Annotated in this window: 15 protein-coding genes; 4 read left to right on the forward strand and 11 right to left on the reverse strand. The window is 40.5% G+C overall.

All coding sequences use genetic code 11. The features are described from left to right. Positions 1 to 8: 8 nt before the first annotated feature. Genes IV512_RS15735 through IV512_RS15750 form a run of 4 tightly spaced genes read right to left on the reverse strand, consistent with a single transcriptional unit; the run spans position 9 to position 4782 of the window. The gene (locus IV512_RS15735; protein WP_209405059.1) at positions 9 to 1634 is read right to left on the reverse strand and encodes a sodium:solute symporter; all 1626 of its coding nucleotides are present in this window, start codon (positions 1632 to 1634) and stop codon (positions 9 to 11) included. Between the two features lie 30 nt (positions 1635 to 1664). Continuing rightward, positions 1665 to 2369: an L-ribulose-5-phosphate 4-epimerase gene (locus IV512_RS15740; RefSeq protein WP_209405061.1), complete on the reverse strand. Its 705-nt coding sequence runs from the start codon at positions 2367 to 2369 to the stop codon at positions 1665 to 1667. Then, on the reverse strand, positions 2362 to 4047 hold the full coding sequence (locus tag IV512_RS15745; protein WP_209405063.1) for a ribulokinase: 1686 nt from the start codon (positions 4045 to 4047) through the stop codon (positions 2362 to 2364). Before IV512_RS15745 ends, IV512_RS15740 begins: the two co-directional genes overlap by 8 nt. Positions 4048 to 4086: 39 nt before the next feature. Continuing rightward, complete coding sequence (locus IV512_RS15750) at positions 4087 to 4782, reverse strand: NUDIX domain-containing protein (protein WP_245224873.1); 696 nt, start codon at positions 4780 to 4782, stop codon at positions 4087 to 4089. A gap of 349 nt (positions 4783 to 5131) precedes the next feature. On the opposite strand from IV512_RS15750, the gene IV512_RS15755 reads away from it, so the two are divergent. The 4 genes from IV512_RS15755 (at position 5132) to IV512_RS15770 (ending at position 7767) form a co-directional block, all read left to right on the forward strand. Next, positions 5132 to 5446 (forward strand): hypothetical protein, encoded by a 315-nt coding sequence (locus IV512_RS15755; RefSeq protein WP_209405065.1) that lies wholly within the window; start codon positions 5132 to 5134, stop codon positions 5444 to 5446. Between the two features lie 51 nt (positions 5447 to 5497). Then, entirely contained in the window at positions 5498 to 6133 is a 636-nt protein-coding gene (locus IV512_RS15760; protein WP_209405067.1) for a vancomycin high temperature exclusion protein, read from the forward strand. A gap of 55 nt (positions 6134 to 6188) precedes the next feature. Next, a complete protein-coding gene (locus tag IV512_RS15765; RefSeq protein ID WP_209405069.1) occupies positions 6189 to 7442 on the forward strand; it encodes an NRAMP family divalent metal transporter in 1254 nt (417 codons plus the stop codon). Between the two features lie 133 nt (positions 7443 to 7575). After that, complete coding sequence (locus tag IV512_RS15770; RefSeq protein ID WP_209405071.1) at positions 7576 to 7767, forward strand: hypothetical protein; 192 nt, start codon at positions 7576 to 7578, stop codon at positions 7765 to 7767. A gap of 12 nt (positions 7768 to 7779) precedes the next feature. On the opposite strand, the gene IV512_RS15775 is transcribed toward IV512_RS15770, so the two are convergent. The 7 genes from IV512_RS15775 to IV512_RS15805 all read right to left on the reverse strand — a co-directional run bounded on the left by IV512_RS15775 (position 7780) and on the right by IV512_RS15805 (position 18691). After that, positions 7780 to 9720: an OmpA family protein gene (locus IV512_RS15775; protein ID WP_209405073.1), complete on the reverse strand. Its 1941-nt coding sequence runs from the start codon at positions 9718 to 9720 to the stop codon at positions 7780 to 7782. A 9-nt stretch (positions 9721 to 9729) separates the two neighbouring features. Next, entirely contained in the window at positions 9730 to 10710 is a 981-nt protein-coding gene (locus IV512_RS15780) for a type IX secretion system membrane protein PorP/SprF (protein ID WP_371743307.1), read from the reverse strand. A gap of 8 nt (positions 10711 to 10718) precedes the next feature. After that, a complete protein-coding gene (locus IV512_RS15785; RefSeq protein WP_209405077.1) occupies positions 10719 to 14393 on the reverse strand; it encodes a gliding motility-associated C-terminal domain-containing protein in 3675 nt (1224 codons plus the stop codon). Between the two features lie 163 nt (positions 14394 to 14556). After that, positions 14557 to 15444, reverse strand: coding sequence for an ACP S-malonyltransferase (gene fabD, locus IV512_RS15790; protein WP_209405079.1), 888 nt, complete (start codon positions 15442 to 15444; stop codon positions 14557 to 14559). A 115-nt stretch (positions 15445 to 15559) separates the two neighbouring features. After that, positions 15560 to 16066 (reverse strand): gamma carbonic anhydrase family protein, encoded by a 507-nt coding sequence (locus IV512_RS15795; protein ID WP_245224875.1) that lies wholly within the window; start codon positions 16064 to 16066, stop codon positions 15560 to 15562. Positions 16067 to 16096: 30 nt separating this feature from the next. Beyond that, positions 16097 to 16825 carry a LytTR family DNA-binding domain-containing protein gene (locus IV512_RS15800; protein ID WP_209405081.1) on the reverse strand — a complete coding sequence of 243 codons (729 nt, stop codon included), beginning with the start codon at positions 16823 to 16825 and terminating at the stop codon, positions 16097 to 16099. A gap of 21 nt (positions 16826 to 16846) precedes the next feature. Beyond that, positions 16847 to 18691, reverse strand: a complete 1845-nt coding sequence (locus IV512_RS15805; protein WP_245224877.1) for a histidine kinase — start codon at positions 18689 to 18691, stop codon at positions 16847 to 16849. Positions 18692 to 18804: the final 113 nt, after the last annotated feature.

The following is an 18804-nucleotide window of genomic DNA, read 5'->3' on the forward strand; positions in this document are numbered from 1 at the left end:
TGTGTAGGTTACAATGTTAATGTACTAAAGGAAATCATAATGTACACTACGATCAATAAAACGACAACCGATGTGATTATGTCCCAAATATTATAGCTCAATTTATCTTCTGCCTTTTGCTCGCTGGTTACGCTACCGAAGGTCAAACCGGCCAGCTGAGCTTTCGAAGGTGCAGGGTAAAACATGCTTACCACAACCGCAATGGCGATGCACATGGCAAAAAAGTATGCCCCAAAAACCAACCAATTAATGTCGGCAATCTTGAATATTAAACTATCAGTGGCAAAACTAGACTTTAAAATCTCTAAGGTCAACTTCGAAAAACCGATGATAAAACCACCAACCAATGTGGCAATCGCCCCGTTAGCATTAATTCGCTTATAAAAGATACCTAGTAGGAAAACGGCAGCAATAGGTGGTGAGATATAGGCCTGTACATTCTGAAGGTATTCGTATAATCCGTCGGATAAGGTCGTTATAATGGGGATCCATAAAAGACCGAGACCTACTACGAAAAAAGTAGCTATACGCCCTGTTTTCACCAATTCTTCTTCTGGCTTTTCAGGTTTCAACTTTTTATAAATATCAAGGGTAAATAGCGTTGAGCATGAATTGAATACCGAAGCCAATGAACTCATCAAAGCAGCCAACAATCCGGCAGCTACCAAACCTCTTAGCCCGGATGGCATCAGATTACTCATCAATACGGGAAAAGCCTCATCAGGACTATCCCAGTCCAGTTTTCCTTGCATTTTGAGACCTAAGGCAACTACGCCAGGAATAAGGAACAAGAAAATCGGCATTAGTTTTAAAAGAGCTCCGAAAATACTACCTCTTCTCCCTTCTTTGATATTTTTGGCCGTCAGTACCCTTTGCACAATGACCTGATCGGTACACCAGTACCAAATACCCACTACCGTACTCGTTATGAATAAGGGTAACCACGGATAATCGGGGTCTGAGTTCGGGCGCCACATATTAAAATAATCGGCACCGACCGTTTCTTTCAATTCACCCCATCCCCCTACGGCATCTAAACCAAGGTAGGTTAAAATACCTGCTCCAAGAACCAATACGATAGCTTGAATAGTCTCGGTATATACTACGGCCCGCATTCCACCTAAAACTGTATATAGCCCTGTGAGTACCACGGTAGCAACCGCTCCTATCCAAAATGGAATGCCCATTAAGGCCGATACTACGACACCACCGGCATAAATGGTCACGGAAACCTTGGTCAAAATATAAGCTATCAACGAAACAATCGAAAGCACCCATCTTGACCGAGCATCAAAGCGCTTTTCAAGAAATTCGGGCATAGTAAAAACACCACTACGCGCATAGAAAGGCAAAAATACCCACCCTAACATAAGTACTAACCAGGCGTGAAGCTCATAAATGAGCAAAGGCATTTTGTCACCAGCCCCGTTACCGGCAAGTCCTACTACATGCTCAGAACCAATATTCGAAGCGAAAATAGATGCCCCGACCACGAACCAGCCTATGTTTCTACCGGCCAGAAAGTAGTCTTCGGTATTCTTTTGCTTTTGTTTGATGACCCACCAGGCCACGCCTAAAAGCACTAAAAAATATAGAGAAATAACGACCCAATCAAGCGTATCCAATCCTTTCATAATAGTATATTTCGTTGGTTGTTTAGAAGGTTATTGTTCTTGACCGTAGTAGGAGTTTCCCCCATGCTTACGCTCAAAATGTTTCTTTTTTAAAGCCTCTTTCAGCGTATTCGCATTCGGATTAATTTGTAGGGTCAATTGGGCCATTTTAGCTACTTCTTCACAAACCGCACTATTATACACGGCTTTTGCAGCACTTTTACCCCAAGTAAATGGAGCATGATTACCCACCAAAATCATTTCGACTTCGTTATGGTCAAGACCTCGTTCTTTCAAACAATCTATAATTTGGTAACCCGTCATATGCTCATAATCGCCCTGAATGTATTCATCTTTCATAGGCGGCGCGCATGGAATATCGGAAGTCAAATGATCTGCGTGCGTGGTTCCGAAAATGGGTATGTCTTTAATAGCTTGAGCCCAAGCCGTACCATAGGTCGAATGCGTATGTACAATTCCACCGATTTCGCTCCATTCTTTGTAAAGTACAGCATGGGTTTTAGTGTCTGATGAAGGCCGCATTTTACCCTCTACGGCTTTGCCCTCGAAATCGCAGATGACCATATCATTCACTTTAAGGTCGGCATAAGGTACTCCACTAGGTTTAATGGCAAAGACCGCTTCGTTGCGATCAACGGCACTGGCATTACCGAAGGTAAAGAGCACCAAGCCTAGTTCTGGCAACCTCATATTCGCTTCGTAAGCCTCTTCTCTTAATGCTCTGAATCTATCCATCGGTTCTAACCTCGTTCATTATATGCGCCTCCATCGTTTCGCACAGTTCATTATACCTTTGATAAATTTTATCGTATTCGCCCACATCTTCCTGATTTGGTTCATAGACCGATGAGAAAGCACTACCCATTTGAACCATCGCGTCGGGTACGTTATCGTATGTTTTTGCGGCTACTGCACCAAAAATTGCAGCACCTAGAGCGCAAGCTTGTTCAGATGAAACCACCTTTATGGGCATATTCAGTACATCGGCCATCATCTGCATGATAAAGGGCGATTTTTTAGCTACCCCGCCCAAAGCGATTACTCCTTTTATGGGAATGCCTTCGGATAAAAATCGGTCAACAATCTTTTTTGCCCCAAAACAGGAAGCCTCGACTAGGGCTCGGAATATTTTCGGAGAATCACTACCTAGATTAATTCCGGCAATAACCCCCTTTAAATTTTGATTGGCATCAGGTGTCCTTCTTCCGTTCATCCAATCCAAAGCCAACTCCCCAGATGCACCTATCGGTTCTCGAGCTGCAGCTTTACTCAGTTCAGGAATCAATTTATCCATCGCCTCTTCGATTAATTTCTCTTTGGTCGATTTGTCAATTAGGTTAGAACTATTCAGAAGTTCTCTAATGGGCCAGGCCAGTACTCTTTCGAACCAGGCATAGATATCGCCAAATGCAGATTGACCTGCTTCAAGCCCCAACATACCGGGAATAACAGAACCATTTACCTGTCCGCAAATACCTTTTACCAATTTTTCTTCACCTTCCATTGGGGCTACCAAAATGTCGCATGTAGACGTACCCATTATTTTGGTTAAAAAATAAGGTTCGGTCTTAGCACCAACGGCGCCCATATGCGCATCAAAAGCCCCTACGGCTACCTTCACATCATTCGGCAGCCCCAGTTTATCAGCCCATTCTTGGCTAATTGTACCTGCAAGTTCATCGGATGTATAGGTCTGCGAGAACAGACGATCTCTTAGTCCATCTAAAACAGGATCTAGCGCCACAAAAAAATCGTTGGGCGGAAGACCATCGAATTCAGGGTGCCAAAGTGCTTTGTGCCCTGCTGCACAACGACTTCTCTTCATGTTAGAAACATCGGACCCTCCTGTCAACAAAAAAGGGACCCAATCGCAATGTTCAACCCAAGAATAGGCCGCCTTCAACACCTTTTCGTCTTGACGGGATACGTGCAAAATTTTAGACCAAAACCATTCCGATGAATAAATTCCGCCTTCGTATTTCGAATAATCTACCTCCCATTCACTACAAAGTGCATTTATCTCCTCCGCCTCCTTGATTCCTGTATGGTCCTTCCACAGCACGAACATCGCATTGGGGTTTTCCTCAAATTCTTGCAATAAAGCTAGAGGTGTGCCAGTAGCATCAACGGCAACAGGTGTTGACCCTGTAGTATCCACCCCTATACCAACAATATTATCCGCTATTTTTGGGCCCACTTGGGCTACTATTTCTTTAATGGTGGCTTCGATGCCTTCGATATAGTCCAAAGGATGCTGGCGGAAGCGATTTTTCGATGGATCACAGTACATGCCTGTTTTCCATCTCTTGTAATAATGTACCGACGTAGCTAATTCTTCACCTGTAGCCGTATTCACCAGAAGTGCCCGTACAGAGTCAGATCCGAAATCTAAGCCTAAGCTATATGTATTCAATACTATTGATTTATGATTAGAGTGTATATTCTATCTAGGTTAGATACTAAAATTCTTTACGCCATTATATTTATCCTCATCAAAGCGATACAGAAACGCTCCTTTCTTTGATTCTGATTTGTCCTTTTCTTCTAGCCTGATGAGAAAATCCATAGCATGGAGTTTTTTACGAAAGTTGCGTTTATCGATTTCTTCTCCCAAAATGGCCTCATAGAGCTTCTGAAGTTGTGGAAGCGTGAACTTTTCGGGCAACAAGTTGAAGCCAACGGGGCCTGTTTTGATACGGCGGCGTAAACGTCTCATAGCCGATTCGATCATATCTTTGTGATCGAAAATCAACTCTGGAAGGTTATCTATAGGAAACCATTCAGCTTTGTAACTATTGACCAGTTCATCATTATAGTTCTCTTTTAAAACCAGCGCACTATACGTAACCGACAGAACACGTTCATAAGGATCTCGATTCGCCTTCCCAAAAGTTCGAACCTGCTCCATATACACATCTTCAAGGCCGGTAAGTTCACTAAGTACACGATGCGCTGCCTCATCAAGGCCTTCTTCGTTATGCACAAAACCGCCAATTAGTGAGAAGCGGTCTCGCTCAGGCTCAAAGCCACGACGAACCAATAATAACTCTAGTTTACCCTCATTAAAACCAAAAATGAGACAATCGACTGCAACAGTTATCTGTTGAACCTCTTTATAGGCCCTGTTTATCTGAAAAGGTTTCTGCAAAACATTTCTAATTTTGGACTAAATATAGAATAAATATTTCAATAGTGTGAAATATACACTTATGAATTACATAAAAGATTTCATGTTTTTCATAAAAGGAATCTAATGTACTTAAAAAATTGCGGTTTTTTGAACGAACCCAGCAACTACTATCAAATCGTTTAAATGCTTACTATTTTCCATCAACTAATTACAAGCTATCTAAACATTTTACAAGATAGACTTAACACTTCGTCGAAAAAAAAACAATAACATCTGAACTATTTCCGTTCTTGAAGGTACAAAAAACTACTATTTTAACTTTTGTAGCGCTTTAGCACCCCAACGCCACAATCTAAAAAAATGAGAAATGGCTTCAACAGTACCAAGTTTCGACAACAATTCTAAACAACATTTTTATCAAGACCATAGTCTTAAGAAATTCGCAGTCAAACTGTATCGTTTGAAAGAAAAATTTGAAAAAAAATATTATAGTATCCCTGGGTGCAGAAAGTATGAATTGGCCAGAAACTTTAATATTCATCTAGCCGCAACAATATTTGAGGTAAATAAAATGCTCTCTACCGATGGGTTGAGCTTTTCTTCAGCTCAAACGAATAACCATCAAAAAATAAAGACCCAAATAAGTCAATTAGAAGACCAGTTGGTCAAACTAATTTCCTAATCGACGTCAGGCTTTCTTTTAGTTATCTTTGCTCTACCTATACCGAACCAAATGAAAATGAAGCGTATAAAAGTTATTGGGCTGCTTTTTGCTACCCTGATTTTGCTTATTTTCATGTGCAATTCGATTATTACCAATGCCGCCGAAGGCAAAACGTTCGACGACCCACAAGATATTGTTGAAAATCGTGTAGGTCTTGTTTTAGGTACTTCTAAAAAATTAATCGGAGGTTTGCCAAACCCATACTACTCGTATCGAATTAAGGCTACTATCGAACTATACAAGGCCGATAAAATTAAATTTGTTCTTGTTAGTGGTGATAATGGAACTCGATATTATAATGAACCCAATACTTTCAAGAAAGATTTGATTGCAGGGGGAATTCCTGCTGACAAAATATTTTTGGATTTTGCGGGATTTCGAACCCTAGATTCAATGGTACGGGCAAAAGAGGTATTCGGCCTAAACAGTGTTACCGTAATCTCTCAAGAATTTCATAATCAGAGAGCTATTTATCTAGCGGAAAAAAAAGGCTTGAAAGCTATCGGTTACAATGCTAAAACCGTATCCGGAAATCAAGGCCTAAAAGTACAACTGCGTGAATACTTGGCACGCGTGAAGGTTTTTATCGATTTACTTTTCAATACACAGCCAAAATTTTTCGGAAAAAGTATCGAAATAAAATAGGGCAACACTCCATCTCATAAAATGGCTTATTTTAGGCGGATAAATCACAATCCGCATGCCCACCTTAAAATCTTTATTAAAAAATCTAGGTCCAGGTCTTTTATTCGCCAGCATGGCCATCGGAACCTCACATTTAGTGCTTTCAACCAAGGCCGGGGCACAATATGGGCTGATTATGGTGATTCCTATAATTTTAGCCAATCTATTTAAATATCCATTTTTTGAGTTCGGAGTTCGTTACACCAACGTCACGGAAAGAACATTAATCGAAGGTTATCTAAAACGTGGCAAGGGCTATTTATGGTTTTACGCTCTTATTACACTTATTACCACATTTACCATTCTAGCAGCTTTATACACTGTAACTGCTGGACTTTTTATAAATCTTTTCAAAGTAACACATACCCCAATTTCCCATATAGCATTGGGCCTCTTCGTTTTTATTAGCCTAATTCTAATTATTGGAAGATATAAGCTTATGGAGGTTTCCTTGAAGTTTATAGTTTCCGTTTTGTTTATTGCTTTATTGATTACCACGGGGTTGGTTTTACTCAAAGGAAATGTCACCGAAATCGCTGATTTCAAACCTCCATCCGTTTTTAATGATGCAGGAATACTTTTTCTCATTAGCCTAATGGGTTGGATGCCTACCACCGTTGAAGCCTCAAGCTGGGTAAGCCTTTGGAGTATCGAAAAATGGAAATCTGAAAAACAAAAACCAGCGCTGAAAGACTCACTTACAGAATTTAATACAGGTTATATCATCACTTCTTTATTGGCCATCTTTTTTCTAATCATTGGGTGGGCCACTCTTTATGGCACCCGTACCGAACTTAGTGGAAACGCCGTCACTTTTGCCGACCAAGTAGTACAATTATTCACTACCCATATCGGACCATGGGCCTATATTTTTATTGCTATTTCTGCTTTTGCAACGATGTTCAGTACCTGTATGACAGCCCATGATGCAATTACACGCGTAAGTCTAGATGTTCTTGACCTACTCATACCTAAAGTGAAAATTACAGGAAACAAGATGTTTTTTGCGGTCGGCATCGTTCTTTTGGCCCTCATAAATTTTATTGTGGTTTTCGCTTTCAGTGCTAATATGGGTCAACTTGTGGGTCTTGCCACCTTTGTATCGTTCATTGTGGCACCTATCGTGGGCTATATGAACCTTAAAAATGTTATGGGTGATGAAGTGCCCTTAAAGTATAGACCGCATATTTGGCTGCAATCCCTTACCTATGCAGGTATACTATTCTTAACACTCTTTTCGCTCTACTATTTTTGGATAATGGTTTTTTAAATTCGTTCTACTGCCAACTGTTACTTTATAACAGACTTAACAATCTCACTTTGGCATTAAATTATAATTTTATAAGTTTTGCAAAAAATTTTGAACGGAAACCCACAAGGGTAAAATCAAATTGAAAACTTATATGAAGTTAATTCGCATTAAAAGACAAACCAAACGCGAAAAAAGATACTCTGAAAAAATGGGTATGCTATACACCAATGTTACTTATGTAAAAAAAGCATTATGGGGCATTCCTCTAAAAACAATGTTCGCCTACAGAAAAACGTACTACGGTGAAATTAAACTATGCGAAGATTGCAGTATGGCCTACTAATGAAAATTCTAATTATTGATTGATTTCATCGTAATTCTCGACTATAAAAAGCGTACGTAGATTCTGGCGGTGCAAAAAGTCTAGACAATACACTCCATCTTTACAATTATTCAAAATTTTATCTTCTCCATGGCCTACGACCTTAGAAATGTTCGAGCTAGATACTCCATTTTTCAAGAGGTAAGCTTTTATCGCCTCTGATCTCTTTAGAGAAACACGCTTATTAGAAGACCTACTGCCCTTACTATCGGTATGCGTCTCAATCGACAACTGAATTTCGGGAAACATTTTTACCGTCTTTACAACCTCATCCAACACTACGCTGATATTAGACGTAATATCACTCTTACCGCTGGCAAAGAAAAAGTCATTAACATCTAAGACCGTTTTACCCTCTTTTTCTTTCAAAACATCTTCCATAGCTAAAAGCTGCACTTGAAGCGGTTTCTTTTGCATTTCTACCAAACTCTTTGGGTCATAGGTTTCGTTGTATGAAGCATATGATTTTTTTGAAATGTTCAGGCTCACCACATCGGTATAAGGTATTTCCATATGGTAGTTACCGCTACGATTGGTTACCGTCTGCTTCAAAACATTGCCATTCGCATCCGTCAATGTAATATTAACATCTGCAATAGGTACATCATATAAAGGTTTAACCACTTTACCTCTAAAAATCAAGGTCTGTAATCCCGGCTTTTTATTGACTTTAAAGCCATAAATATCATCTCCGCCCTTACCTCCCGGCCTGTTGGAAGAAAAGTACCCGAGTAAACCATCTCCTTCCTTTTCTTTGATCACAAAGCCGAATTCATCATATTTTGTATTGATGCCTTCACCCAAGTTGACTGGTATACTAAAGCTTTGATCGGCCAATATATTACTCCTATAAATGTCCATACCCCCAATACCATAAAAGACATCCGAAGAAAAATAAAGACTATTATCGTAAACAAAGGGGGCTATTTCATTACCCGGTGTATTGATGCGCGGGCCGAGATTGATGGGCTGTGACATAACCTGCCCATTGTTGGTAACCACATAGTAAAGGTCGGTGCCACCGTAGCTGTCGTCAAAATTGGCGGAAAAATATAATCTTTCCGCCTTTTCATCATAAAATGGATAGTAAAAAGAAGTACTCAAATCTTTTAATAGAAATCGAAAATAGCCGTTATCATACGCCATACCAATGGCCAAAGCATTTTTACCTTTTTCATCAAAAGCCAAGTTCTTACCCTCTGTATTGGAGAGTACATAATAAATGCTACCGGAATTCGGCACATAAAACGGAGTTGACTTATGAAAAGGGGAATCAGGTATACCTTTAAAAACCTCTACATTTTTTAAATTACCACTATTATCACTGTCAGCCACATAGATATCTAGATAAGATTCTCCTGAAGGGCCGTAAACCTTCTTTGATTTTGATGATTTTCTGCTGCTACTGAACAGTACTTTATCATTATAAAACGTAGGCGAAAAATCAGCATGCTGACTGTTGGCATTAATATTAAAAATAAAAAAACCGGAATCCTGATCAGTATCCGATTCAAGCATTTGGTAATTGAACTCGGCATTCTCTGAAAGTTCATTGGCCAAACCACTGCTTTTAGACTTTAGAAAAGCTTTTACACGCTCTCTCTCCGAAGTTTTTGCCAAACTCTGCAACATCTTGTTGAAACGATGGTCAGACATGATAGTATCGTTCTTGTTGATATCGAGATAAAGCTTGGTCGCTTTATCGTACTGTCTAGTCTTGAAGTAAGAGTCGGCCAAATTCAACAATTGGTGATTGGTCATCAACTTACCATCAGACATTTGTTTATGATATTCTCGAATGGCATCTTCATAGGCGTAGCTATAAAAATATTTATCACCCTTAGACGCAAACTCTTGGGCCTGAATGACCGTAGTCGCAAAAATGAAAAACGATATGAAGAATTTAAATTTCATAATATGCTATTAGAAGAATCTAGGCGTATCGATTTGCTTCGGTTTCCCCTTTAAATTTTTATCGTTGGTATTAGAACCATCTCCTTTACCCAAATAGAACTTAAGTATTACCTCATGCGAACCACTACTGAATTCACCCAAAGGGTTGGTATTGTAATCGTAGCTATACCCTAGGTAAGTGCCGCTGGTAATTTGAAAACCGGCCAATGCACTAACTGAATTACCAAACCGATAGCCGGCACCCAAGGTAAACCTATCATTAAAAAGAAAATTGGTAGAAAGATTGGTACTTAACGGTGCGCCATTAATGTAGTTCAATAAAAATGCGGGCTTGAATTTCAAGGTTTCAGATAGGTCGAAAACGTACCCTCCTATAAAATTAAATTGCATTTTATCTTCTATTATGGTTGCCACATCATCGTTATAAATACCATCGGTCAAGAAATTAGGAATAGAAACCCCCAAATACCAAAGGTCATCGTACAAAAACATTCCCGCACCGACGGTAGGGTAGAATTTTTTGATTATGGCTCTATCTAAAATTGGTTCTCCAGGATTTTCAAAAGTTCCTTTTGAGAAATCAACATTCAGAAACGAGCCCCCTATATCCATACCAAAAGAGAGCTTGGTACTCTCTGAAACATTGAACTGATATGAATAGGCCAATTCTACATAGGTCTGGGTAGAAGGGCCGATTTCATCGCTTATAATATTTAGTCCAACACCCATTTTCTCGTTGGATAGCGGAACGTTCGCCCCTAAACGAATGGTTCTTGGCGAACCCGGCACATCTAACCATTGAGCACGGTATAAACCAGCAATTTCAGGAGTTTCGACCGACCCAACATAAGCCGGGTTAAAACTGCCGATATTGTACATGTATTGGGTATAATGGGGTTCTTTTTGAGCTTGAAGCCCAGAGCACACCAATATAAGACCAAGTGATAAAACTATATGTGTATAAGCGAATTTCAGTGTTCCGTATCCCATTCTGATCATTATCTTATGAGCTGGATCCAGCCTTTTTTGGTCGTGTTCATATCTACCCCTTCAACCTCTTCTTGTAGAGCAACATTGAGTACATAGAAGTACGTACCATCAGGCACTTCGTCACCTTCTCTGTTTCCGTCCCAAATGATTTCGTCGCTCATTTCATTTCCTTCGAACACCAAACTACCGTATCTATTGAAAATTTTAATATCGTATAATATATCTATCTCTTGTTCGCCCCCATTCTCATCAATAAATACCTTATTTATCTTGAGGTCGTCATTTACTCCATCGTTATTTGGAGAAAACTGGTTAAAGATAATCCCAAACTCGGCCTGCGTTCGTTCAGACACATTTACCGTTACCCTATCTGTGTTATTGTCATAGTTACCTTCACTATCTAAAGGTGAAGAACGTACTATTTCAGCATTATTGAAAAATGTGCCCGTTTCCGGAACAGTAACTCTAATTTCCAATTCAGCCACTTCGTTTCGTAAAAGCTCGGGAATAATCCATAAACCGGTCTGCAAATTGTACGTACCTATCAAGGCTTCGTGGGCTATGTATTCAAAACCTTCAGAAATTGTATCTAACACCTGAATATTAGACACCGCATCTTCTCGAGATTTATTGGTTACCCGTATTGTAAAAATTACTTCTTGACCTACCAAAGGATTAATTTCTGAAAGGTTTCTATTTTCAGAAATATTCAGGGTATCGTTCACATCTACAATTCTCGCCCACTTTTCTAGAACCAAATCTATACCTTCGGGAAGGTCGACATTTAAAGCGACCTCAGAGGTATTGTTTTCCAACGTTACGTCTTCTGGAAAAGATTGCAAAAGCTCCGCTACGTTCGTGTACGGACCTCCCTCAAGCACATCTACCGTAATCGTCAATGTAGCCGAATCACCCGCAGGCACTTCGAAGATTGTCCACATACCTTCTTGCTGGTTGTAAGTACCTACCGAAGTACTATGGGTCTTATAGGCAAACCCCGCCTCAAGCAAATCACCGATGATGATATTACGCGCCTTTCTCGCAGACTGATTATTTAAAGTAATTGTAAAGATTACCTCATCACCAACAACGGCATCAGGTTTATCCAAGGTTTTTATTACTTCAAGTTCAATTGGCGTAGGGTCACAATTTTCGTGATTAATGTTAGGGTCACAAGCATCCAACGGATCGCTACCGTTAAGAATTTCGTCTCCATCGGAAATTCCGTCTTCATCGGTATCGCAAAGCCCTATAGAGTTATCGGGCACACAAGGGTTGTCATTACCAGGATCTAACTCATCTACCGTACCGTCATTATCGGAATCTCCGTCACTAGACTCCAAAGCATCAATAATACCATCACCATCGGTATCGATGGGGTTGTTTGGGTCATCACCTACCTCGTCACCATCATTTTCGCCATCTCCGTCGGTATCGGGATTGTTCGGATCTGTACCTAAGGCTGCTTCAACACCTCCCAATAGACCATCGCCATCATCATCAGTATCACAACTGCTTATAGAAACCGTTATTTCGGCAACCTCATTTTCACAGGGAGCTTCAGCACCTGTTGTTGTATATGAAAACAAATAATCTCCATTAGGAAGACCCTCAAAATCTATGATATTATTTGTGTTAAGGGTAGGACTGCCAGGGCCACTTACATATGCCCAGTTGCCATCGCTAGCCGATTGTTGAAACAAATCATCTAAATCAAGTATAGTCTCACCAAAACGGGAATTGTTACACGAGGATGCATCTTGAGGCGAACCAGCTGTTGGCTGTATGGCTATTTTTGCCTCAACGGCAACCCTATCGGTTGCACATGCATTAGAAGAAGCCTCTACATAATAGATTCTGGTCTGGTTAAGGTTAGGCGTGGTAAAGTTAGCTCCGTTGGCTATCGAACTACCACCAGTCTCTTGTGTATACCATAAAATAGTAGCGTTCTCACTGGCCGTTGCGGTCAATGTCAAGGATCCCGAACCACATCGTTCATCACCTTCGGTGCTTAACAATTGTGGAGAAGCTGTCACTGCCAAGTCAATAGTCAATAACGGACTTGCACAATCGTTGGTAGCATCATAATAAAACCCATAGTAAGTTCCAGGCAGAGGATTATTCACTCTATTTTGAGGCACAAAACTACCTGTAGGGTCGCTAGAATCACTTGCCCATCGCAAAGTACTACCATTAGGTCCTGAAGAATTTGTGGCATAGTCATTTAGTGTAATATCATCATCGATATCGTCACAAAAAGCCATTGGCGTATTATTATTTAAAGGAGGAGCGTTATCACCGGCCTCACAGGGGTCACAATCGGTTACCGTAATGGTTACCGTAGAAGTCTCAGAACCACAAGGGCCTGAGGGGTTTGTAGTATAAGTAAACACATAACTACCCGCAGCCTGATTTCTAAAATCTAGATTATTACTGTTAGGTATGTTTATATTGGGGCCACCGGTCTGAGACCATTCGCCAGCATCTGCGTTCTCTATTAAATTGTCAAGATCTACACGAACAGGGCCAAATTCGTTATTAGGGTTATTACAGGCATTTGCATCGGTAGTGGTACCGGCAGAGGGTTGCTCTACAAAGGTAATGGTCACATCGTCAGATGGGCTGGCACAAGAATTGTCATCTGCCCAATACACTGCATAATAAGTACCATTTTCAGATATCGTGGCATTGGGAAGCAGTTGGTTAGCAGCCGTTGGGTTTTGTTGCAAACTCCAACGTAGTGATGACCCCGCAGGAGCATTATTACCCCCACCCACTACATAAGCGTTTAAGTTTACAGTGGCATTGGGTGGATTACACACCGTATTAGGCCTCGCATTGATTTCGGGGGCCGTATCGCCTGCTATACAATCGTTATCGGCTATAGTAATCGTTCTTTGCCCTTCCGGTAATTGCGTATGGGAAAACAACGTGTTATTACTTGGGTTGCCCAACTGAAGTATCACCGTTTCATCGGTTTCGGGTATAGCATCGTCATTTATATCAATAAACATGTTTACCTGCGTGACACCCGCTGGAAACGAAAACTGATTTTGATTGAGATTATTGACCGCTCTAACCGTATAGTCTTGGTTTCTGGTTGCGGTACTTGTGTTCATAAAAGAATAAGGTACCGTAATGGGCGCTCCTGTACCGTTCGCCTTATCTAGTTTAAGTACAAATTGCCCAGAAACTTGATTTTCTTCGGCCGCATCGCCATTAACCATTTCTAAAGTAAATACGCCTTCATCATCATCAGCGATATTAAGGGTAACTGAATTTTGGGGCCCTATTATTGCTCCTCCCCCATTTGTTAGTGTTATTATTATGGTTTCGGCACCCTCAACCAATTGGTCTTGCGCAATATTGACATCAACAGTTTCTGATGCATTAACAAAACTAAGATTTACGCTTCCAGTAAGCTCTTGAAAGTCATCACCCGAAGTCGCTGTACCCGTAACGCTATAAGTAACTATGTTTGTAGAAAAATTATTTGGCGACCTAGAAATTGTAAAGCTAGCACCATTAGTGTTACCGTTAGTTTCTGCGGCATTGAGATCAGATGAAGTTATAGAAACCGTCTGGGCCATCAAAGAGGGGCCACAAAATAGCAGCGCTAAAAATAAAAATGCTTTTCCGATGGTTCTCAGGTCATCGTTAAAGCGAGGTTTTTTCTTTTTCATATTCATAAACTGTCCTTTGAATTCATTGAAATTCAATACACAGCAAAACAAGTAGGTTCTCGCAAAATGGGCCTCAATATTACTAAAAAAATAAACTACGACCGTAAATCTGGGGTTAAATCAAGGTTTGTATAGATTAAATACAATTTATACGTATAAAACCCTACTTTGGGATATCTGCTGAACGACTTTCTACGCCTTTTACAATTTTTCTTACCAAACCCTGCAAGACTTTACCTGGCCCGACTTCAATAAATTCTTTTGCGCCATCTTTAACCATATTCTCTACACTTTGTGTCCACTTAACGGGAGCGGTCAACTGAGAAATCAAATTTTTCTTTATTTCCGAGGAATCATTTACCGCGGTAGTCGTCACGTTTTGATACACGGCACATTGGGGTGTGCTAAATGTAGTATTCTCTATAGCGGCAGCCAGTTCTTCTCGTGCAGGCTCCATTAAAGGCGAATGAAACGCGCCCCCCACGGGAAGCACCAAAGCCCTTCTTGCGCCAGCTTCTTTCATTTTTTCACAGGCTGCTTCTATTGCCGGTACTTCACCTGAAATAACCAACTGACCAGGGCAATTGTAGTTGGCGGCAACTACGATACCCGCAGTTTCTTCACATATTTTTTCAACAACCTCATCAGCCAAACCTAAAACAGCGGCCATCGTACTGGGCTGGATCTCACATGCTTTCTGCATCGCCAGAGCCCGCTGCGAAACCAATTTTAGACCATCTTCAAAATTCAGGGTACCATTGGCCACCAGTGCAGAAAACTCACCAAGCGAATGACCCGCTACCATATCAGGCTTGAAATCGGCCCCCAATACCTTACTAAGAATCACAGAATGTAAAAAAATAGCCGGTTGGGTCACCTTAGTCTGCTTCAAGTCTTCCGCAGTACCCTCGAACATGATATCGGTAATCGAAAAGCCGAGAATGCCGTTCGCTTGTTCAAACAACTCTTTTGCAACAGGGTACTCGTTGTAAAGGTCTAGCCCCATACCAACGAATTGAGCACCTTGACCCGGAAATATATATGCGTTCATCTTCTTATTTTTTTAAAACGCGACAAAAATACAAAATAGTTTGCTGGTCGATGATGGTATTAAAACCAATACCGCATCGGCAGTTAACTATTCAGTACTTCCAAAGTACTAATTACTACTTGAACCAGCCGGAATAGAGAACATAGTTATCAGCGATACGGTCAATTTCACCTGAGCTCAATTCAGCACTTATGTCCTTAATTTTCTTGGCGGGCATACCGGCAAAAACACTTCCCGAAGTCACGTGCGTGCCTTTGGTAACTACCGCGCCCGCTGCGATAATACTGTTGCTCTCAACGATGCAATCATCCATAACAATGCTTCCCATACCAATGAGCACGTTATCTTTAATAGTACAGCCATGCACTATGGCATTGTGACCTATAGATACGTTATTACCGATATTGGTAGGTGATTTTTGATAGGTACAGTGTATAACCGCCCCATCTTGAACGTTCACCTTATCACCCATTTTAATGTAATGCACATCTCCTCTTAATACTGCATTGAACCATACACTACATTGGTCGCCCATTTCTACCTCACCAACTATGGTAGCATTTTCAGCTATAAAGCAATCTTCTCCTATTATAGGGCTTTTGCCATTTACAGATTTAATCATAATCTCAACTCTAATTTTATATGACCCTATTTAAAAGTAGGCCAAAAGTTCTTTCTTCTTTGACGCCGATACCAAAAGCTCTTTGCCATTACTCACCACAACGCTACCCCCTTTGCCCCTTCTATACTTTACCACTTCATTCACATTTACCAGATACGATTTATGAATTCGTGCAAACGTATAGGTAGAAAGGGCTTCTTCAAAATATTTCAAAGTTTTGCTGACTAAAATTTTCTTGTTCTCTAAATAAATCTCGGTATAATTATCATCTGCCTTACAATAAAGAATATCGGCTACATTCAATACTTGAAAGCCATCTTGCTGCGGTATCGTTATCTTACCGTTTACAGATTTGAACTTGGGCCGCAGCACGGTATCTTCAAGGTCATTTTCTTTCTCTTTAACCTCAACAACATATTCTACTGCCTTAATCAATTCATCGATATTGATGGGCTTCGTCAAATAATAAGCTGCGTGGTGATTGAGCGCATCTTTGGCATAGTGGTCATATGCGGTCACAAAGACCGTCTCAAAAGTGCGGTCAGGAACTTTATCCAAAAGGTCGAATGCATTGCCAAAAGGCATTTCAACATCTAAAAACACCAAATCTAGCTGGTGCTTCTCAATCAGTTCAAGGCCTTTTTGAATAGAATCGGCCTCACCCAACAACTCTACATTTGGACAATATTTAGTCAGATAATTACGTAAGATTTCCCGACTGTTGACCTCATCTTCTACTAGTATCGCTTTCAGTTTCATTGCTCTATTTTTAGCATTGACCTAGTCTTTTTTCAATGTAAAGACCACCTTGGTACCCGACCCATCAGTTTCTAAATCAGAAATCAGTACATCAAGCTTGTCTTTATACATATCATTCAATATGGCAATCCGTTTTTTAATGTTACCCATGCCTTTTGATTTTTGTTTTCGTTGATTTTGAGTTTTCAGCTCAGCCGATTTCTTACGCCCGATTCCGTTATCGGAAATAGTAATAACTACGGAGCTCGCATTTCTTTGTTCTATATCGATATGTAAAAATCCCTTTTCCTTTTTGTATCGAAGTCCGTGCCAAATGGCATTTTCAATATAGGGCTGTAATAACATAGGTGGAATTTGAAACGCCTCAACATTTGTTGCTTCGCTAATATTCACTTCAAAATCAAATTTTTCAGGAAACCTTGAATGCTCCAATTTTAGATACAAACGGAGTAGTTCAATTTCCTTTGTGAGCGGTATAAAGTCTTCCTCAGAATTTTCCAGCACCGACCTCATCAGCGTAGAAAACTCGCTAAGATATCTATTGGCGCTACGCTCATCACTCTTTGCTATATAATTATTGACCGAGTTCAGGGCGTTAAATATAAAGTGGGGATTCATTTGAGAACGTAGTGATTTTAGGGCCAACAAGTTATTGGCTAGCTTTTGCTGTTGATTGCTACGATAGAAAAAGAAAGTGGCCAAACCCAAGAATATCATTACCAAAATAAGGGAGTAGATGACCCACTTCTGTCTTTTATTGGTTTCTTGAACCAGTTCTTGCTCGGTACGTGCTAGGTCGTATTTGCTCTGCGAGAGTTCTCGTTCTTGCTCTAAACCTGATATACGGCTTTGCTTGGCCGATATTTCTCGATTGAACCGGGCAGCCCGTGCTATTTCTTGCTCTTTACGAATGTACAACGTATCGACAAGCGCCACGTAATCGCGGTAGGTTTCAAAAGCCTTTGTATACTCTCCTTTAAACTCGAACACCTCTGAAAGTTTACGGGTCGCATCTTTTTGAACCACCACATCATCATCGGAGCCGGCCTGTTCTATACTTTCTTTAAGATAGGGTATGGCCTCGTCGTATTTGTCTTGGGCGATATAGGCATTCGCGATTTTATAATTGATTCTTTGGGCCGTAATCGAATCGGACTTCGAAATATTTTGCTGACGGACAGCCCTTTTCTTCGGTAAACTGTTGAGCTCGCCCAAACTCTCTTTACGCAATTCTATTTCGGCCCCGTATTCACTTTTTTGATTGTAATAATCCGCTACTTTTTCTTTTTCTTGAAGTGCTCTTTCCGGCGGTAGACTTTTAGATAGTTGTAGCGAACTGTTGTAATAAGCATCGGCTTCAACAAGTTTATCACCTTCGGCATAGGCATCTGCAATTTTAGAGTTTAAATCTGCCAATTTGGGCGTAATTTGGTTCATTCGCGCCAACTTAGCCCCTTCTTCATAAAAGGCAACCGCCCTTTCATACTGCGTTAAACCTTTATAAGCATCGCCTAATGTCTCATAGAGGGTCACTTTCTGATACGGAATCAAGTTTTTTATTTTTAATAAGGGCGAGAGTACGGTCTCCGCTTCTGAAAACTGTTCGTTCTGAATATAAGTTTGCCCAAGCAACAATGTTGTTTTCGAGGTTTTGTTCGCCTCTAGCGCATCTTCGTAATTGGTAATCGCCAGATCGTACTGTTGGTGATATTGATATACTTCCCCAAGAACTGTAAGCGATTCAGCTAATCTTTCTTTATCGCCGGCTTTACCCAGCTCTGCAATAGATTGGGCAACAAAATCTATACTTCGTTCAATATTTTCCTTTTTATAATAATGAGCAGAATCTAGGTGAGACTGATGCATAGACGCTTGCTTGCTACGTGATTGTGCAAAGCCGACCGTGCCAGTGACCAAAAATAAAATCAATATGTAGCGGTGTACGAACATATGAACGATTGTAATGTAAACTTAGATGA

The organism is Pseudozobellia sp. WGM2 (genome assembly GCF_017810075.1).
Lineage (GTDB): Bacteria > Bacteroidota > Bacteroidia > Flavobacteriales > Flavobacteriaceae > JADNYK01.

Excerpts from the sequence above, each read along its gene's own strand:
- IV512_RS15735 (WP_209405059.1), bottom strand. The coding sequence starts at position 1,634 with ATGAAAGGATTGGATACGCTTGATTGGGTCGTTATTTCTCTATATTTT.
- IV512_RS15740 (WP_209405061.1), bottom strand. The coding sequence starts at position 2,369 with ATGGATAGATTCAGAGCATTAAGAGAAGAGGCTTACGAAGCGAATATG.
- IV512_RS15755 (WP_209405065.1), top strand. The coding sequence starts at position 5,132 with ATGGCTTCAACAGTACCAAGTTTCGACAACAATTCTAAACAACATTTT.
- IV512_RS15760 (WP_209405067.1), top strand. The coding sequence starts at position 5,498 with ATGAAAATGAAGCGTATAAAAGTTATTGGGCTGCTTTTTGCTACCCTG.
- IV512_RS15765 (WP_209405069.1), top strand. The coding sequence starts at position 6,189 with ATGCCCACCTTAAAATCTTTATTAAAAAATCTAGGTCCAGGTCTTTTA.
- IV512_RS15770 (WP_209405071.1), top strand. The coding sequence starts at position 7,576 with ATGAAGTTAATTCGCATTAAAAGACAAACCAAACGCGAAAAAAGATAC.
- IV512_RS15775 (WP_209405073.1), bottom strand. The coding sequence starts at position 9,720 with ATGAAATTTAAATTCTTCATATCGTTTTTCATTTTTGCGACTACGGTC.
- IV512_RS15780 (WP_371743307.1), bottom strand. The coding sequence starts at position 10,710 with ATGGGATACGGAACACTGAAATTCGCTTATACACATATAGTTTTATCA.
- IV512_RS15785 (WP_209405077.1), bottom strand. The coding sequence starts at position 14,393 with ATGAAAAAGAAAAAACCTCGCTTTAACGATGACCTGAGAACCATCGGA.
- fabD (WP_209405079.1), bottom strand. The coding sequence starts at position 15,444 with ATGAACGCATATATATTTCCGGGTCAAGGTGCTCAATTCGTTGGTATG.
- IV512_RS15795 (WP_245224875.1), bottom strand. The coding sequence starts at position 16,066 with ATGATTAAATCTGTAAATGGCAAAAGCCCTATAATAGGAGAAGATTGC.
- IV512_RS15800 (WP_209405081.1), bottom strand. The coding sequence starts at position 16,825 with ATGAAACTGAAAGCGATACTAGTAGAAGATGAGGTCAACAGTCGGGAA.
- IV512_RS15805 (WP_245224877.1), bottom strand. The coding sequence starts at position 18,691 with ATGCATCAGTCTCACCTAGATTCTGCTCATTATTATAAAAAGGAAAAT.